18 protein-coding genes and 1 pseudogene are annotated in these 15868 nt (G+C 57.7%); 16 read left to right on the forward strand and 3 right to left on the reverse strand.

Annotation, left to right across the window (positions count from 1 at the left end):
* The 4 genes and pseudogenes from VB780_RS11100 to VB780_RS11115 all read left to right on the forward strand — a co-directional run.
* Positions 1–113 (forward strand): annotated as a pseudogene (locus tag VB780_RS11100) (IS1 family transposase); the annotation flags it as partial.
* Positions 79–1470, forward strand: coding sequence for a response regulator (locus VB780_RS11105; RefSeq protein ID WP_323351215.1), 1392 nt, complete (start codon positions 79–81; stop codon positions 1468–1470). The pseudogene VB780_RS11100 and the gene VB780_RS11105, both read left to right, overlap by 35 nt.
* Before the next feature lie 343 nt (positions 1471–1813).
* A complete protein-coding gene (locus tag VB780_RS11110; protein ID WP_323351216.1) occupies positions 1814–2032 on the forward strand; it encodes a hypothetical protein in 219 nt (72 codons plus the stop codon).
* 78 nt (positions 2033–2110) lie between these two features.
* A complete protein-coding gene (locus VB780_RS11115; protein WP_323351217.1) occupies positions 2111–2302 on the forward strand; it encodes a hypothetical protein in 192 nt (63 codons plus the stop codon).
* A 224-nt stretch (positions 2303–2526) separates the two neighbouring features.
* Here VB780_RS11115 and VB780_RS11120 read toward each other — a convergent pair whose 3' ends face one another.
* From VB780_RS11120 to VB780_RS11130, 3 genes are read right to left on the reverse strand one after another with little or no spacing between them, the layout of a single operon-like run.
* Positions 2527–4194, reverse strand: coding sequence for a NuoF family protein (locus tag VB780_RS11120; RefSeq protein WP_323351218.1), 1668 nt, complete (start codon positions 4192–4194; stop codon positions 2527–2529).
* A 3-nt stretch (positions 4195–4197) separates the two neighbouring features.
* Positions 4198–4713, reverse strand: a complete 516-nt coding sequence (hoxE, locus tag VB780_RS11125; RefSeq protein ID WP_323351219.1) for a bidirectional hydrogenase complex protein HoxE — start codon at positions 4711–4713, stop codon at positions 4198–4200.
* The gene (locus VB780_RS11130; protein ID WP_323351220.1) at positions 4710–5234 is read right to left on the reverse strand and encodes a universal stress protein; all 525 of its coding nucleotides are present in this window, start codon (positions 5232–5234) and stop codon (positions 4710–4712) included. The genes hoxE and VB780_RS11130 overlap by 4 nt, the downstream gene beginning before the upstream one ends.
* Positions 5235–5538: 304 nt before the next feature.
* Here VB780_RS11130 and hoxU point away from each other — a divergent pair, with 304 nt between their 5' ends.
* From hoxU to VB780_RS11190, 12 genes are all read left to right on the forward strand, one after another.
* On the forward strand, positions 5539–6261 hold the full coding sequence (gene hoxU, locus VB780_RS11135) for a bidirectional hydrogenase complex protein HoxU (RefSeq protein ID WP_323351221.1): 723 nt from the start codon (positions 5539–5541) through the stop codon (positions 6259–6261).
* A 170-nt stretch (positions 6262–6431) separates the two neighbouring features.
* Positions 6432–6887 carry a hypothetical protein gene (locus VB780_RS11140; protein WP_323351222.1) on the forward strand — a complete coding sequence of 152 codons (456 nt, stop codon included), beginning with the start codon at positions 6432–6434 and terminating at the stop codon, positions 6885–6887.
* Positions 6888–7112: 225 nt separating this feature from the next.
* The gene (locus VB780_RS11145) at positions 7113–7655 is read left to right on the forward strand and encodes an oxidoreductase (RefSeq protein WP_323351223.1); all 543 of its coding nucleotides are present in this window, start codon (positions 7113–7115) and stop codon (positions 7653–7655) included.
* Positions 7656–7835: 180 nt separating this feature from the next.
* Positions 7836–8342: a response regulator gene (locus tag VB780_RS11150; RefSeq protein ID WP_323351224.1), complete on the forward strand. Its 507-nt coding sequence runs from the start codon at positions 7836–7838 to the stop codon at positions 8340–8342.
* A gap of 338 nt (positions 8343–8680) precedes the next feature.
* Entirely contained in the window at positions 8681–9232 is a 552-nt protein-coding gene (locus VB780_RS11155; protein ID WP_323351225.1) for a CBS domain-containing protein, read from the forward strand.
* Positions 9193–10647 carry a Ni/Fe hydrogenase subunit alpha gene (locus VB780_RS11160; RefSeq protein ID WP_323351226.1) on the forward strand — a complete coding sequence of 485 codons (1455 nt, stop codon included), beginning with the start codon at positions 9193–9195 and terminating at the stop codon, positions 10645–10647. Before VB780_RS11155 ends, VB780_RS11160 begins: the two co-directional genes overlap by 40 nt.
* 309 nt (positions 10648–10956) lie before the next feature.
* Positions 10957–11478 (forward strand): hydrogenase maturation protease, encoded by a 522-nt coding sequence (locus VB780_RS11165; protein ID WP_323351227.1) that lies wholly within the window; start codon positions 10957–10959, stop codon positions 11476–11478.
* Positions 11460–11801, forward strand: coding sequence for a hydrogenase maturation nickel metallochaperone HypA (gene hypA, locus VB780_RS11170; protein ID WP_323351228.1), 342 nt, complete (start codon positions 11460–11462; stop codon positions 11799–11801). The genes VB780_RS11165 and hypA overlap by 19 nt, the downstream gene beginning before the upstream one ends.
* A 1-nt stretch (position 11802) precedes the next feature.
* Positions 11803–12588, forward strand: a complete 786-nt coding sequence (hypB, locus tag VB780_RS11175) for a hydrogenase nickel incorporation protein HypB (RefSeq protein WP_323351229.1) — start codon at positions 11803–11805, stop codon at positions 12586–12588.
* 122 nt (positions 12589–12710) lie between these two features.
* Complete coding sequence (locus VB780_RS11180; protein WP_323351230.1) at positions 12711–13196, forward strand: adenosine-specific kinase; 486 nt, start codon at positions 12711–12713, stop codon at positions 13194–13196.
* 9 nt (positions 13197–13205) lie between these two features.
* Positions 13206–15512, forward strand: a complete 2307-nt coding sequence (gene hypF / locus VB780_RS11185) for a carbamoyltransferase HypF (RefSeq protein WP_323351231.1) — start codon at positions 13206–13208, stop codon at positions 15510–15512.
* A gap of 3 nt (positions 15513–15515) precedes the next feature.
* Positions 15516–15758 carry a HypC/HybG/HupF family hydrogenase formation chaperone gene (locus VB780_RS11190; protein ID WP_323351232.1) on the forward strand — a complete coding sequence of 81 codons (243 nt, stop codon included), beginning with the start codon at positions 15516–15518 and terminating at the stop codon, positions 15756–15758.
* The last annotated feature ends 110 nt before the right edge of the window (positions 15759–15868 follow it).

Here is a 15868-nt window from a genome sequence, read left to right on the forward strand (position 1 = left end):
GGAAGACTCTGTGCTATTCCAAGTCCGTAGACATGCTGAAGCACTCTGTTCGTTTGCTACTTCACTACCTCAAGTTCGGTGACGTGCCCATTCCAAAGTCAATTCATACCTGAATTCAGCAACGCCGAAGATACGGTACCGCTGGCCGATGGCCTGCACAGCTATATCACCGTCAAGTTTCCCCTGTGCGATGCCACCGGTACTCCCTACGCCCTCTGCGGCATTTCCACCGACATTACCGAAAAGAAACATCTAGAAGCCCAGTTTTATCAGGCCCAACGGCTAGAGAGCCTCGGGACTCTGGCCGGCGGCATTGCCCACGACCTCAACAATATTCTGACGCCGATTTTGACGGTAGCGCAAATACTGCAGCTCACCCAAAAAGGGCTAGATGACAAAGGCTTAGGGCAGTTGAAACTGCTCGAAACCAGTGCCAGGCGCGGGGCCAGTCTGGTCAAACAAATGTTGACCGTGACTCGAGCCAGCCAGGGAGAGCAGACCGCTATCGATCTGGTGGCGCTGCTGCGAGAAGAGATTGAAATCATGCGGCAGAGCTTTCCAAAAGCGATCGCCATTCAGGTCGATTTGCCCGAGCCAAAGGCTTCTGAGCCAGCCCTGGGGATGATTCTGGCCGACCCCACCTACCTGCACCAGATCATTTTGAACCTGTGTATTAATGCTCGCGATGCGATGGCCAACGGCGGAACGCTGACGATTGCGGCGACAACCGTGGTTGTAGACGAAGCGATGGCGGCCAAAGATCTCGATGCCCAGGTGGGCCACTATGCCGGTATCACCGTGGCTGATACCGGCACAGGCATTGCTCCCGAGGTCCAAGCACGGATGTTTGACCCATTTTTTACCACCAAAGCACCGGGGCAGGGCACCGGCCTAGGGCTGGCCACGGTGCGCGGACTGGTGAAAGCCAATCAGGGGTTTTTGCAGGTGTTTAGCGAGGTCGGTCAGGGCACTCAATTTAAGATCTATTTTCCCCTGATAGAAGGCCAGGTCACAGCCCAAGTGCCGACCGAAACCACACCCAGGATGGCTCCAGGCAATCGTAAGGCCTTAATTTTGGTGGTAGAAGACGAAGAAATCGTGCGCCGGATGCTGCGATCGCTGCTGGAAAGCCACCCCTACCGCCTTCTGCTGGCCCCAAATGGGGCCGCCGCCCTCGATCTGTACCGCCAGCACCAGGGCGACATTCAGCTGGTGGTGACCGATATTATGATGCCTGTCCTCGACGGTTTGGTCTTCATTGAAAGCCTGAGAACCCTCAATACTGAGATACCCATTATTGCCTTCAGCGGCCTGCCCAGCCATGAAGACTCGGCGTTAGCTTCGGGGGCCAACTACTTTCTCAACAAGCCCTTTGATGCCAACGCTCTGCTGGATCTGGTGGCGATCGCGCTCCAGCAGGCTGAGGCAGCCCCCCTCACCCCCAGCCCTCGCCCCGGCCTGACGGTTTGACATATTTCCAATATAGGTTGGGTGAAACGCAGTGAAACCCAACAATAGCCGATAATCTGGGGCCTGTTGGATTCTGCTGTCGCGCCGCCCAACCTACGGGATATCAACGCCTTCCAAAGTTGTGTCAGGCAATCAGGCACCAGCCACCTTCACAAAATCCTCATACTATCTTGGTAATTTAATAGAGGTAGAAAGTGCTGAATCACTTTCATCGCCAGCAGTCGCTATGGCTTCGCTCAAAAGCCAAAATCGCCTATTCGCCAGCCATTAACTCAGCCAACGAATTGGCGTAAAAGCGAAATGCTGGTCACGAGAGATGCTCTTTAGTGCGGAGAGCACAGCCATGAATGACAAAAAACCATGGTCTAATCGCTGGCGCATCGCTGCAGATTACCTGAACCAGCCCCTGTTTGTGAAGGGAAAATCGGTCTGCTTCAACCCTTTCAAATTCAAGCGAGACTGCACCGTTCAGGCTTTAGAGCGCTGCTGGCAAATTGACTATCAAACTGAAATCTTTCGTCTCCAACTAGAAGCCTGTTGGCAAGCCGAAAAGCCCACCTAAATTGGCCTGGGCGGCAGAGTTACCGTTTGATATTAGGTGTGCTTCTAAAGACGTAAAGCCATTTTTAGGAGTTTAGCCATGACTTCGATTAAGAAAAAAGTGTTGATCAAGATCAAAAGCGTACTGCAGGCTTTGCCGCAGCCGGTGGATGCGATCGCAACGGCAGTGGGGCGTCTTTTTAGCCCCAGCGATGACGACTACCCCAAAACAGGGGTGCAACCCTTTAGCGGCGATGTTCCCGACCATCACCCTGGGCAACACTCGTCTTGAATAGAGGTTGAATAGGGGAGCGATCGCTGATGGCGTGTTATAGGGCGTATTTAGAGATTGGGGGACTACCGGCTAAAGCTAGCGATCCCCCTAAATCCCCCTTAAAAAGGGGGACTTTGAAGCGGACTCAGACCCCCCTTTTTAAGGGGGGCAGGGGGGATCAACCGGTCATTAAAGCTACAGCAACTCACTTTTCAAACGCTCTCTTAAAACCCCTGGTTTGCCTAGCCAGGTTCAACTATGGCGGCTAAATACTCATCGCGAAAGTAGCGTAGGGTGCTCAAAACCGGATTGGGGGCCGCTTGGCCGAGACCGCAGAGGCTGGTCTGCTGAACCATATCGCAAAGGGTTTCGAGCTGGTCGAGATCGCTGGCCGTTGCCCGGTGGTTTTTGAACTTGGTCAAGAGCTGATAGAGCTGAACGGTACCGGCCCGGCAGGGAACGCACTTGCCGCAGGATTCCTCCATGCAAAACTCCATAAAATACTGCGCCATATCCACCATGCGGGTGTGTTCGTCGATCACGATCAGGCCGCCGGAGCCCATGATCGAGCCGAGCGCTTTCAGCGATTCGTAGTCTACCGAGGTATCAAAGGCGGCGGCGGGAATGCACCCCCCCGACGGGCCGCCGGTTTGCACGGCTTTCACCTGAGCGCCGTCCGGGGCACCCTGGCCGATGTCTTCAACGAGGTCCCGCAGGGTAATGCCCATCGGCACTTCGATCAAGCCCGCATTCTGCACCTTGCCGGTGAGGGAAAAGACCTTGGTGCCCTTACTGTGTTCGGTGCCGATGGCGGCAAACCAGTCGGCGCCGTTGCGGATAATGGGAGCAATGTTGGCAAAGGTTTCGACGTTGTTGATCAGGGTGGGGCAACCCCACAGCCCCGACTCCGCCGGGTAGGGTGGCCGGGGTCGCGGAATGCCTCGCTTCCCTTCGATCGATGCGATCAAAGCGGTTTCTTCGCCGCAGACAAACGCCCCCGCCCCGATGCGAAGATCGACGCGAAAGTCGAAGGGGGAATCAAAAATCTGGCTGCCCAACACCCCGTGGCGCTTGGCCTGACCAATGGCGGTCTCAAGATGGCCAATGGCCAGGGGGTATTCTCCCCGCACGTAGATGTAGCCCTGGTTGGCCCCTACTGCGTAGGCGGCGATCGCCATGCCCTCCAGCACCCGATGGGGGTCGCTCTCCAACACGCTGCGATCCATATAGGCCCCCGGATCGCCCTCATCGGCGTTGCACACCACATACTTTTGGCCGGGCGGCATTTTGGCCACGGTGGCCCATTTCAGACCTGTCGGGTATCCGGCCCCACCCCGCCCCCGCAGACCACTGCGGGTAATGGTATCGACAACGGCGGCTGGTTCCATATCCCGCAGGCTCTGGTGTAGGGCCTCGTAGCCCTGGGCCGCGATGTAGTCTTCGATGCGCTCGGGGTCAATTAGCCCGCTGTTTTCAAGCACGATGCGGTGCTGGCGGGTGAAGAAGGGGCTGGTGGGGGAGATGGAGGTGGGGAGAGGGGGGGATGGGGAGAGGGGGGGATGGGGGGGATAGGGGGGAGCGGCAATGGTGTTTGGGTTCTGACTCCCGACTCCTGACTCCTGGCTGTTTTCTACGTTGGCAACAATATGGGCCGCCTGGTCGGGGGTAACGCTGGCGTAGAGGTCACCGGAGGGATCAATTTGGACGAGGGGGCCTTGGCTGCACAGCCCCATGCAGCCGACGCCTGAGACGGTCACGCGATCGCCCAATCCGACGGCGGTCACAGCGGTTTCGAGCTGGGTTTTCACCGCCAGGCTGTTGGCCGAGAGGCAGCCGCCGACGGTACAGCAGCGAATGCGGTAGGGCGTTGGTGGCGGTGTTGAAAGCTGGCGCAGATCTTGTAGAGTCATAGCTCATGGGGTGCCCGATAGGCAGGTATGGAGGCGATCGTAAACCGTCGCCGGGGTCTGGTGGCCCTCAAGCTGGTCATCGAACACCACCGCAGGGGCAATGCCACAGGCCCCCAGGCAGCGCGCGGTGCCTAGCGAAAACTGGCGATCGGGGGTGGTGTCTCCGGCCTGGATGTGGGTGGCTTGCTCTAGGGCGCTGAGCAGTTGGGCCGCCCCTTTGATATAGCAAGCCGTCCCCATGCACACCACGCAGGCGTGAACGCCCTTGGGCTCTAACGAGAAAAAGTGATAGAAGGTGGCCACGCCATAGACCTGGCTGGGGGGCAGCCGCAGGCTATGGGCAATGTGCAGTAGCTGCTTAGGCTCTAAACAACCAAACAGTTCCTGCGCCGTATGCAGCACCTCGATCAGGGCATCGGGGCGATATTGATGGCGCTTCATTGCGGTCTCTAGCCGCCGCTGTCGTGGATCTTGGGCCGGGGCGGCGCTACTGGTTTCGACCGTAGAGACAGGCGTCATTGTCCTTTTGTCGTCGTTAAATTAGCTGTTTTAAGGGTTTCCCCAAACAGGGTTTGCGCATCGACCACCAGCACCGAACAGGGCGCGTGGTGCATCACATAGCTACTGACACTGCCGAGAAACAGTTCACTGAATCCTTTGCGCCCGTGACTACCCACTACAATCAAATCGGCTGCCCAAGCTTTGGCTAATGTACAGATCTCATGGCCCGGACTGCCTAGGAGTTGGGTGAACTCGGTGGACACTCCGGCGGCGATCGCCTGGTCGGTAAAGCTGCGCAGCCTTTCTAGGCCCTTGCTTTCGGCTTCTCGGTAGAGGTCTAGCCAGAGGTCGCTGTCTACCCCGAGCGGCAGCGGGTACCCATAGTAAGCTGGCGTCGTAAAGCTGCTGCTGTACTTTGGCTCTAAAACACTGAGCAGCATCAGCTCTGCGCCCGTTGCTTGGGCTAAGGTCAAAGTCTGTTGGAACAGGTTGGAGCAGGTATCGCCCTGGTCAAGCGCAACAAGAATTTTACTGAACATAATGATTTCCTCAATTCAACGGCTCTCGCAGGGGCAAACGGCCCTTTGCCCCTGCCTAGATTCATGCCTCAATCCAGCAAGGCCGAGCGGTTCAGCTTCCACTCGTAGGTATAGATCAACAGTTTGAGGAAACTGTGAGGGTCTGGCCCCGGCGCTGGTGGCTGCCGCCGATTGCTGTTAGCGGTTTGATTAATCTCGTTCCTCACAATTTCCTCAAGGCGTTTGCCTAGACTCAGGAGAACGCAACGTCTCTGCCAGCCCCTCCCCCAGAGGGCTTCTGCGGATCACCCAACACCGTCAGATCATGTCAGTCAACACGCTCACTATCGACCATCGGCTCGTCAGTGCCCGCCAGGGAGAGACGGTGCTGGATGCGGCCAGAGAGGCGGGGATTGCCATCCCCACCCTCTGCTATCTGGACGGGATCTCTACGGTGGGGGCCTGTCGCCTCTGCCTAGTCGAGGTTGAGGGGCAGAACAAACTGCTGCCCGCCTGTGTCACGGTGGCGGCTGAGGGGATGGTGGTGCAGACCCACAGCGATCGCCTGCAGCGCTACCGGCGCATGATTGTGGAACTCTTGCTGGCCGAGGGGAACCACATCTGCGCGGTCTGTGTCTCTAACGGCCACTGTGAGCTGCAAGATTTGGCGGTAGACCTGGGGATCGACCATGTGGAACTGGCCTACCAGTTTCCCGATCGCCCGGTGGATATTTCCCACCAGCGGCTTGGGCTCGACCACAATCGCTGTGTGCTCTGTACGCGCTGTGTACGCGCCTGCGATGAACTGGAGGGAGTCCATACCTGGGACATCGCCGGTCGCGGGCGCGACTCTCGCATTGTGAGCGATCTCAACCAGCCCTGGGGTGAGGCGGCGAGCTGCACCTCCTGCGGCAAGTGCGTCAACGCCTGCCCAACCGGGGCTTTGTTTTACCGGGGGTCAACGGTGGGCGAAATGCAGCGCGATCGCGATCGAATTGGGTTTATTGCAAATGCTCAGAAAATGCGAACACCTGGATATTTGGAATGAATGCTAGCTGAACGAGGGCACATGCTTTAAAGGTATCAAAAGTTCAAGTTTTATCTAAAAGTGGATCGATCTTGCGGATAAATTATTTTGATAAATACTATTGCAGTATTATTGAATTGGTGGAGGAGATAGATCAAGCAATAAGATGTCTGACTGAAGGGGTGAAGATAATGCTATTAAAACAGTTGAGTCAACTGATTTATAGAGTTTTCAGCATTCTTTTCTCGGCTTTTACTTTGGTTTATGTCTCTTTCATAAGCCAGCCTTTTGCACCTAACCCTACGGAGAACGAACTCCTTGGTGCTCAAGTAAACGAGAAAATTCTCTTGCCATCAGATCGCAATTCCCAGATTTCCACTGATTTCACACCCGATCTATCTGATCCTGAGACATTCCTTCACGTTTCTGATTCTTTGTTGCCAGGCGAGATCTTCTTGCTGCCTATGCCCAACGAAAATCTCGTCTTCAGAAATCTAAAATATCCTCTCCCATCTTCCTATTATAGAGTGGCATCCATTGAAGAGTCCGAACTCGAACACAGTGTGAGAGGTGGTGATAAAGAGCTTGTCGTTCATTCACCTAAGTTTATCGCCCGGCTGCCTGAGTGGAGGTTTGCAGAAACGTAGAGTCCAGATCAGCTTAAGACTGCTTAAGACTATTTCCCCTTGTTCTTCTATTTAAGAGCAAGGGGATGCTAGCAACTGTATCTAAGCTTGCTAATCTCCATTTCTGAGGTTTTATTAGTCATCTGCTCGTCGGTAGAACACTGCCAAAGGCTAAAGGTTTGATGACCTTCACAATTTTCTCAAACTTTTGATTTATCAGTAATGTGTTGGTAACCAAGAGGCTCCATGACTCGCATCAAACTTGCCACGGTTTGGCTCGGCGGTTGCTCGGGCTGCCACATGTCATTTCTAGATTTAGATGAGTGGCTGTTTGATCTGGCTCAGCAGGTCGATCTGGTCTATAGCCCCTTTGCCGATGTCAAGGTCTATCCGGCTGGGGTGGATGTGGCCCTGGTGGAAGGGGCGATCGCCAATCAAGACCACCTCGATTTGATGTACCAGGTGCGCGATCGCACCCGGTTTCTGATTTCCTTTGGCGACTGCGCCGTCACGGGCAATGTCACCGCGATCCGCAACGTATTGGGCAGCGCCGAACCCGTACTCACCCGCGCCTACCTGGAGACCGCCGATGTCAGGCCGCAGCTCCCCAAATCGGATCTGGTGCCCCCACTGCTAGATGCAGTCATGCCCGTTCACACCGTTGTGGCCGTAGATTGCTACTTGCCGGGTTGCCCACCCAGTGCTGAGCGCATTCGAGCCGTTTTGGAGCCGCTGCTGCGGGGCGATCGCCCCGCGCTATCGGGGGCCGATTTGATTCGCTTTGGCTAGCGATCGCTGGTCAGCTATCAGTTAACAGAAAGGCAGTTCTATCAAGTCCAGTATCCAGCTCGGAATCTGTAGTTTTTCCCCAGGCGAAACTCTACTTCTGGACCTGGATGAGGTTTAGGTTGGCCGACATTTCATAGCAGTTCTTGCACCTTAATTATTTGTTACTGAAGGGTCATCAATATGTCCTATGAAAGTCAGACTCTGCCCAGCGCTGGCAGACTTAAGGATGTTCAGATACTTGTCGTTGACAACGATGCTGACAGCCGATGTCTCTACAAGACTGTGCTTGAAATCTACGGCGCACAGGTGACGACTGTTGAGTCAATCGCCGATGCCATGACTCTTTTAGACTATCTAGTTCCCGATATTTTGGTCTGTGAGATTAGGTTTTTCAATGAAGACGTGCTGCCGCTAATTCAGAGAATAAAAGCTGTGGCGTTAGGTCAAGGCCAGAGGATTCCAATTCTTGTGGCCTCAGCCTCTTGCGCCGTCAGTTTTGCCCAAAAGCTGCTGCCCCTGGTTGATGACTACCTGCTCAAGCCGGTTGATGTTAACCATTTAGTGGACGACGTTTGGAATTTAGTTCACCTGGCAAAGGCGGGCAAAGCCGTCAATATTCAAGACTGGGTCTTGAAGCACAAAGACTGGGCAAAGTACCATGCCACGGCGACAACACACCCTCACTGACTGACAAAAGCTCTAATGTAGGTTGACGTTGAGCGAAGCGTTCGCGTTCGCGTAGCGTGTGCTTTGCACCCAGCGTCCCCAGGGGAGAAAACCTAACCCCAGTAGTGGTTTTGTTGGGTGACGCTAACGCTAACCCAACCTACGGATTGGATGAGGTTTAGCCATGCTCGCAGGTCAAGCGGGTGGCCGGGGCGGAGTACTGAACCATTCGTTTTAACTTTTAACAACGAGTCCGATCTTCCCCACAACTTCCTCAAACTGTTGATTTACAACTGAACTATCCCATCCATTCACCAGGGCGTGAGCCAGCAGCCAGCACCCCAGCCGGGAGGGCAACTATGCTAACCGTTCAAGAGATTATGAGCAGACCCGTGGTCGTCATTCGCAGTTCTGCCACGGTGCAGAATGCCATTCTGCTGATGCGGGCCAAGCGGCTGCGATCGCTGATCGTCGAAAAAACCGACGCTATCCCCTACGGCATTGTGACCGAAAAAGACATTGTCTTTAAGGTGATTGCCCCAGGGGAAAATCCAGACTTTGTGCGCGTCCGCGACATTATGCGGCAGCCCTGCATTCAAGTATCTCCCCAGGCCACCCTGCGAGAGGCGGCCCAAACCCTCGCTAATGCAGGCATCCATCGCGCCCCGGTGATTGAGCAAGACGAGCTGTTGGGAATCGTCTCGGTCACCGACATTTTGCGCAAAGGGCATCCCGATCCTCCCTCCCGCGATGAGCTAGCCCGCCGCATTCAATTGGCCCTGCAGCAGGCCCGCATTGTTGACAAGGAAGACGATCAGATCGAGCAAGAGTGCGATCTGGCCTGGCAAATCTACGAGGAGATGGCGGCACTATGGCCAACCGAATCGTTATTGACCCCGTCACCCGTATAGAGGGGCACGCCAAAATTTCCATCTACCTCGACGACCAGGGGGAGGTGACCGACGCTCGGTTTCACGTTACCGAGTTTCGCGGGTTTGAGAAATTTTGCGAGGGGCGACCCTTTTGGGAAATGCCCGCCATCACCGCCCGCGTCTGCGGCATTTGCCCGGTCAGCCATCTGCTGGCGTCGGCGAAGGCGGGCGATCGCCTGTTGGCGGTGCAGATTCCCCCAGCCGCGGAAAAACTGCGTCGACTGATGAATCTGGGGCAAATTATTCAGTCCCACGCTCTTAGTTTTTTTCACCTCAGCAGCCCCGATCTACTGCTGGGGTGGGAGAGCGACCCGGCTCAGCGCAACCTGTTTGGCCTGATGGCCGCCGAACCCGATCTGGCCCGCGGCGGCATTCGCCTGCGTCAGTTTGGCCAGACGGTGATCGAGCACCTGGGAGGGCGCAAAATTCATCCCTCCTGGGCGGTGCCCGGCGGCGTGCGATCGGGGCTGTCAGAGGCGGGCAAAGCCGACATTCGCGATCGCATTCCCGCCGCCAAAACCACCATTCTCTCTGCCCTAGAGCGGTTTAAGCAGCAGCTCGAGGGCCTGGGGCAGGAAGCCCACATTTTCGGCAACTTCCCCAGCTTGTTTATGGGGTTGGTGGCTCCCGACGGCACCTGGGAGCACTACGACGGCCACCTGCGCTTTGTCGATAGCGGCGGCAACATCATTGCCGATCGGCTTGACCCGAGCGACTACCGGGAGTTTATTGGCGAGGCCGTGCAGCCCGACTCCTATCTCAAATCGCCCTACTACAGGCCCCTGGGGTATCCCGATCAGGCCGAGCACTGTCGGCTGGAGAGCGGCTTATATCGGGTGGGGCCACTGGCGCGGCTGAATATCTGCGATCGCATCGGCACCCCCCTGGCTGAGCAAGAACTGCACCAGTTCCGCCAGCACGGCACTGTCAATGGCACGGTCAATAGCTCGTTTTTCTACCACTACGCCCGCCTGATCGAAATTCTGACCTGCATCGAGCGCATTGAAGTCGCCCTGGAGGATCTAGAGTTGCAGAGCGATCGCCTGAGAGCGCGGGCCGATGTCAACCAGCAAGAGGCGGTCGGCGTTAGCGAAGCCCCTCGAGGCACGCTTTTCCACCATTACCAGATCGATGCCAATGGCCTGCTGACCCAGGTCAATTTGATCATTGCGACCGGCCAAAATAACCTGGCCATGAACCGCACGGTGGCCCAGATCGCCCGTCACTACATCCACGGGCCTGACATTCCTGAACCCTTGCTCAACCGGGTTGAGGCGGGCATTCGCGCCTTTGACCCCTGCCTCAGCTGCTCGACCCACGCCGCCGGGCAGATGCCGCTGCACCTCCAGCTGATCAGTGCCGAGGGAGAGGTGCTGGATCAGCGGTATCGCTGAGCGCTGCCCCAGAGTTCCTACGGAGTGCACAGAGCCTGTCCCCATCGGCCAAATTTCTGGAGATTCCCTCAATACCAAATCCTGCTTGGCATTGCCAATTCCCACAATTCCCGGGTGGTGCATTGCGGCTAATGGAGGCGATCGGTTACTGCCAGGCGAGATTGTGGCCGCGAATGCACCCTACGGGCTGGCTTGTGGGTACTCGGTAGATCTAAAACCTCACAAGATCCTCAAATCTAGAGCCTATTGTCAGAGTGGGGTTCTGTGTTCTCTAACCCCCTATTCATCACCCCCCACCCCTCCAGTGCCATGACCGCTATCCCCCATCCCTGCACCTTTCTGATTGTCGGCTACGGCAACCCGCTGCGGGGCGATGACGGCGTCGGCCCCCAGGTGGCCAGGACGGTTGCCGACTGGCAGATTCCCTGGGTCAAAACCCTGGCGGTTCCCCAACTCATGCCGGAGCTGGCCGTGGAGATGGAGACGGTCGACTACGCGATCTTTGTCGATGCCTGGGGCAAAAGCGGTGCCTCGCCCCCCCCAGCCCACCTCTGCCTGGAGCCGATTGTGACGCCTCCCTGCCACGGCACCGCCGCCCTCGACCACGCCTGGAGTCCAACGGCGCTGGTGATCCTCACCCAGCGGCTCTACGGTCGCTATCCCCAGACCTGGCTGCTGCCAATTCCTACGGAATGCTGCGAGCTGGGCGAAACCCTTTCGGAGACGGCGCAGCAGGGGGTTAATCGCGCCCTGCGAACCATTGAGCAGTGTTTGACCACCTATCGGCGGCCTACCTTTACCCCGGTGGAGCCATGCATGAAGTCGGCTTAATGCAGGCGGCGCTGGCGATCGCCCTCGACCAGGCCGCCGCCCAAGGAGCCAGCAAAATTCACGCCCTGGAAATGCATGTGGGCCAGCAGTCGGGGGTTGTGCCCGCCGCCCTGGCCTTTGCCTTTGAGGTGGTCAGTGCAGGCACGGCGGCAGCGGGGGCTGAGCTAAGACTCAAATCAATTCCGACCCGGTGCTACTGTGCCCGCTGTCGCCAGGAGTTTCAGCCGACGGACTGGGTGTATGAATGCCCAGTCTGTCACGGCCTCAGCACCGACATTCGCCAGGGCCAAGATCTAGAACTCGCATCGCTGGAGGTGTCATAACATGTGCGGCAACTGTGGGTGTCAAACCGATGCTGACATCAAGCCCTCGGCCACAGCTCCAACCCGAGTTTTGCAGCTTCAGCAAAACCTGCTGACCCAGAACGATCGCCGGGCTGAACGCAATCGCGCTCTATTTCGGCACCTGCTGACGCTCAATATTTTGGCCTCACCGGGGGCGGGCAAAACCACCCTGGTGCAGAGCCTGTTGCGCGATCGCGCCCTAATCGCCGAATCTGATCCAATGCACCATCACCCGACACCGTTGCAGGCGGGGGTAATTGTGGGCGATCTGGCCAGCGATCGCGATGCCCAGCGGCTGCGCCAATCGGGCGTGCCCGTGGTGCAGATCAACACGGGCGAACTCTGCCATCTGGATGCTGATAGCGTGACCCAGGCCGCCCAGCAGCTCGATTTGGCCCATCTGCATCTGTTGATCATTGAAAATGTGGGCAATCTGGTCTGCCCCGCCGCCTTTGACCTGGGTGAAGACCTGCGCCTGGTGCTGATGTCGGTCACCGAGGGAGAAGACAAACCGCTGAAATACCCCACCATGTTTAAGTCGGCCCACGCCATCATCCTCAGCAAAATTGACCTGGCCGAGGTGGTTGGGTTTAACCGGGAAGAGGCGCTGCACAATCTGCATCTAATTGCCCCCCAAGCGCTGATCTTCGAGCTGTCGGCCACAACTGGGGCCGGGCTGCCGAGCTTCTATGCCTACCTGGGACAGGCGATCGCTCAATGCCGCGAAAAGACGATGGCGCAACCAGGGTTGGCGAATTCCTCCTAAGACGCGGTCAAGCAAAACCCCTACACGGTGCATTGCTGCGCGTTGGCCTTGCCGCGCCTTAGCGCTATGCACCCTACGCAAATTCCTATTCTCAAGCCTCATCAATTACTTGGGTAGACCACATGGAATTGCAGCTGGTTGATTTAGAGCTACCGCCGGACAGCAATCTAATTTTGGGTCAGAGCCACTTTATAAAAACGGTGGAAGACCTGTACGAGGTCATGATCGCGGCCTCGGCCCAGGTTCAGTTTGGGCTGGCGTTTTGCGAGGCTTCTGGCCCCTGCCTAATTCGCGCGGCGGGGAATAACCCAATGCTTGAGCAGGCTGCGATCGCCAATGCAGAGGCGATCGCAGCGGGGCACAGTTTCGTCATTTTGATGCAGCAGGCCTTTCCGATCAGCGTGCTCAACGTGGTTAAACAATGCCCCGAGGTCTGCCATATCTACTGCGCCACGGCCAATCCGGTGCAGGTGGTGATTGCGGCTAGCGAGCAAGGACGCGGCATTTTGGGCGTGATCGATGGCTCTGCGCCTAAGGGGGTGGAAGGGCCAGAGGATGTGCGCGATCGCCAGCAGTTCCTCCGGCAAATTGGCTACAAGCTGGGGTAAGACCAACCCATGACAACGACCAGCCTTATCCAGCAGCGCATTTGTTTAACCGTGCAGGGTACTGTGCAGGGCGTCGGGTTTCGTCCGTTTGTGTACCAACTGGCGATCGCAATGGGGCTGAGAGGTGGCGTCAAAAATACTCCCCAGGGCGCGTTGATTGATCTTGAAGGTTCCGAGAGCGCTCTGAAACAGTTTTTGCGACGGCTCCAGCAGGAAATTCCCCCTCCCGCTGCTATTCAAACCCTGACGCAACAATCCCTCGCCCTCCAGGGATTTGATCGGTTTCAGATCTGGCCCTCTGACCGGGCGGGGGATGCGGCTACCGCGCAAATCTTGCCTGATCTGGCCACCTGCCCCGCCTGCTTGCGAGATATCTTTGACCCGCACAACCGGCGCTACCACTATCCCTTCACCAGCTGTACCCACTGCGGCCCTCGCTTCAGCATTATCACCGCCCTGCCCTACGATCGACCACACACCACCATGGCGGGCTTCGAGCTGTGTGCGGCCTGCGCCGCCGAGTACGGCAATCCGAGCGATCGCCGCTTCCATGCCCAGCCCAATGCCTGCCCTCGCTGTGGCCCCCAGCTAGAGTTTTGGCCGACGACGGAACAGCCGTCGACACCGATGCAACAGGCGATCGCGGCGCTGCGGCAGGGCAATATTGTCGCTATAAAAGGGCTGGGAGGCTTTCAGCTACTGGTGGATGCGCAGCAGGGGGCGGCGGTGGAGCGACTCCGCCAGCGCAAGCACCGCCCCGACAAACCGCTAGCCCTGATGTATGCAACCCTGGCCCAGGTGCGCCGCGACTGCGAGGTCTCTGAGGCCGCCGACCACCTGTTGACATCGGCCCCTGCCCCAATCGTGCTCTTGCCCAAGCGACCTGGCCCAACGCTACTAGCTACCGCGATCGCGCCCCACACCACGCACCTCGGGGTGATGCTGCCCACCACGCCGCTGCACCATCTGCTGCTTCAGCAATACGGCTCGCCGCTGGTGGCCACTAGCGGCAACCCTGCGGGCGAGCCGCTCTGCACCGACAACCCAGCCGCCCACCAGCAACTCGCCGCGATCGCCGACGGCTTTTTAGTTCACAATCGCCCCATCCAGCGGCCCATGGATGACTCCGTGGTGCAAATTGTGCAGGGGCGACCTCAAATTTTGCGCCATGCCCGCGGCTACGCTCCCCAGGCGATTCAGCTAACCAGTGGTGTCGAGACAAACCCACGCATTCTCGCCCTCGGTGCCCACCTCAAGAGTGCGATCGCCCTGTCCCTGGGCACCCAGGTCGTCCTCAGCCAGCACATCGGCGACCTAGAGACTCCCCAGGCGATCGCCCGACTGGAGCAAACCGTGGCCGATTGGCTAACGCTCTACCGCTGCCAACCGACCGCCCTGGCCTGCGATCTGCATCCCGACTACAGCTCCACTGGCCTGGCCCAGGCACTGGCCCAGCGGTGGCAAACGCCGCTGATTGCGGTGCAGCACCACTATGCCCATGGGTTGGCGGCCATGGCCGAGCACCGCCTCACCGCCCCCGTGCTCGCCGTGGCCTGGGATGGTACGGGCTACGGCCCCGACCAAACGATCTGGGGCGGGGAATTTTTGCAGATTACAGACCAGGGGTTTGAGCGCCTGGCGCACCTGCGGCGGTTTGCCCTGCCTGGGGGCGATCGCTGTAGTCGAGAACCCCGGCGCACGGCGATCGCCCTGCTCTACGCCTGCTACGGTGATGAGGCCTTTGCCATGACCGACCTGGCCCCCATGCAGGCCTTTTCAGCGCCTCAGCGGGAGGTGCTGCACCAAATGCTCACGGGTAGCTTCAACAGCCCCATGACCTCTAGCATGGGGCGACTCTTTGATGGCGTGGCGGCCCTGATTGGCCTGCCCCAGACGGTGAGTTTTGAGGGCCAGGCGGCGATCGCCCTGGAGTGTGCTGCCGCCGAAGGTTCTGTATCAGGGGACTACCCGTTCATAGTCTCAGCCACCCAACCCGCCGTAATCGACTGGCGACCGATGGTGCAAGCGGTGGTCTGCGATCGGCGTCAGGGCGTAGCGGCCCCCATGATCGCCGCCAAGTTTCATTGCACGCTGGTGGAGGTGATGGGGGCGATCGCCCAGCGAGCTGGCGTGGCCCAAGTTGTGCTCACTGGCGGGTGTTTTCAAAACCGCATCCTAAGTGAGCAGGCTATTCAATACCTTCGCGATCGGGGCTTTGCCCCCTACTGGCATCAGCGGGTTCCACCCAACGATGGCTGCATTGCGGTGGGCCAAGTGCTCGCGGCGTTACGCCACCTTGCTCATAGCAGGAGTTAAATCATGTGCCTTGCCATACCCGGTCAGATTCTTAGTACAGCAGGACAAGACCTGGAGCGGATGGGGCGAGTCAGCTTTGGCGGTGTGGTGAAGGAGGTCAGTTTGGCCTACGTGCCGCAGGCGGAAGTGGGAGATTACGTAGTGGTTCACATCGGCTTTGCCATTTGCAAACTCGATATTCAGGAGGCTGAGCAGACGCTTCATTACCTGGAGCGAATGCACCTGAGGGAGAAGGTGGATGGGTAGCGGCTTACGCCGCTCAATCTTCAGTAGAGATATTACTGAAAGCTCATTTACACGTATCCTCAATATAATTTGAGTCTCCCACTGTTACGGAATACTTCCTTTCGGCTTCC

The organism is Leptolyngbya sp. CCNP1308 (genome assembly GCF_034932455.1).
Lineage (GTDB): Bacteria > Cyanobacteriota > Cyanobacteriia > Phormidesmidales > Phormidesmidaceae > Nodosilinea.

Coding starts and splice junctions, on each gene's coding strand:
- hoxU (WP_323351221.1), top strand. CDS start 5,539: ATGTCAGTCAACACGCTCACTATCGACCATCGGCTCGTCAGTGCCCGC.
- hoxE (WP_323351219.1), bottom strand. CDS start 4,713: ATGACGCCTGTCTCTACGGTCGAAACCAGTAGCGCCGCCCCGGCCCAA.
- VB780_RS11165 (WP_323351227.1), top strand. CDS start 10,957: ATGACCGCTATCCCCCATCCCTGCACCTTTCTGATTGTCGGCTACGGC.
- VB780_RS11150 (WP_323351224.1), top strand. CDS start 7,836: ATGTCCTATGAAAGTCAGACTCTGCCCAGCGCTGGCAGACTTAAGGAT.
- VB780_RS11180 (WP_323351230.1), top strand. CDS start 12,711: ATGGAATTGCAGCTGGTTGATTTAGAGCTACCGCCGGACAGCAATCTA.
- VB780_RS11130 (WP_323351220.1), bottom strand. CDS start 5,234: ATGTTCAGTAAAATTCTTGTTGCGCTTGACCAGGGCGATACCTGCTCC.
- VB780_RS11155 (WP_323351225.1), top strand. CDS start 8,681: ATGCTAACCGTTCAAGAGATTATGAGCAGACCCGTGGTCGTCATTCGC.
- VB780_RS11110 (WP_323351216.1), top strand. CDS start 1,814: ATGAATGACAAAAAACCATGGTCTAATCGCTGGCGCATCGCTGCAGAT.
- VB780_RS11120 (WP_323351218.1), bottom strand. CDS start 4,194: ATGACTCTACAAGATCTGCGCCAGCTTTCAACACCGCCACCAACGCCC.
- VB780_RS11145 (WP_323351223.1), top strand. CDS start 7,113: ATGACTCGCATCAAACTTGCCACGGTTTGGCTCGGCGGTTGCTCGGGC.
- hypA (WP_323351228.1), top strand. CDS start 11,460: ATGCATGAAGTCGGCTTAATGCAGGCGGCGCTGGCGATCGCCCTCGAC.
- hypB (WP_323351229.1), top strand. CDS start 11,803: ATGTGCGGCAACTGTGGGTGTCAAACCGATGCTGACATCAAGCCCTCG.
- VB780_RS11140 (WP_323351222.1), top strand. CDS start 6,432: ATGCTATTAAAACAGTTGAGTCAACTGATTTATAGAGTTTTCAGCATT.
- VB780_RS11190 (WP_323351232.1), top strand. CDS start 15,516: ATGTGCCTTGCCATACCCGGTCAGATTCTTAGTACAGCAGGACAAGAC.
- hypF (WP_323351231.1), top strand. CDS start 13,206: ATGACAACGACCAGCCTTATCCAGCAGCGCATTTGTTTAACCGTGCAG.
- VB780_RS11115 (WP_323351217.1), top strand. CDS start 2,111: ATGACTTCGATTAAGAAAAAAGTGTTGATCAAGATCAAAAGCGTACTG.
- VB780_RS11160 (WP_323351226.1), top strand. CDS start 9,193: ATGGCCAACCGAATCGTTATTGACCCCGTCACCCGTATAGAGGGGCAC.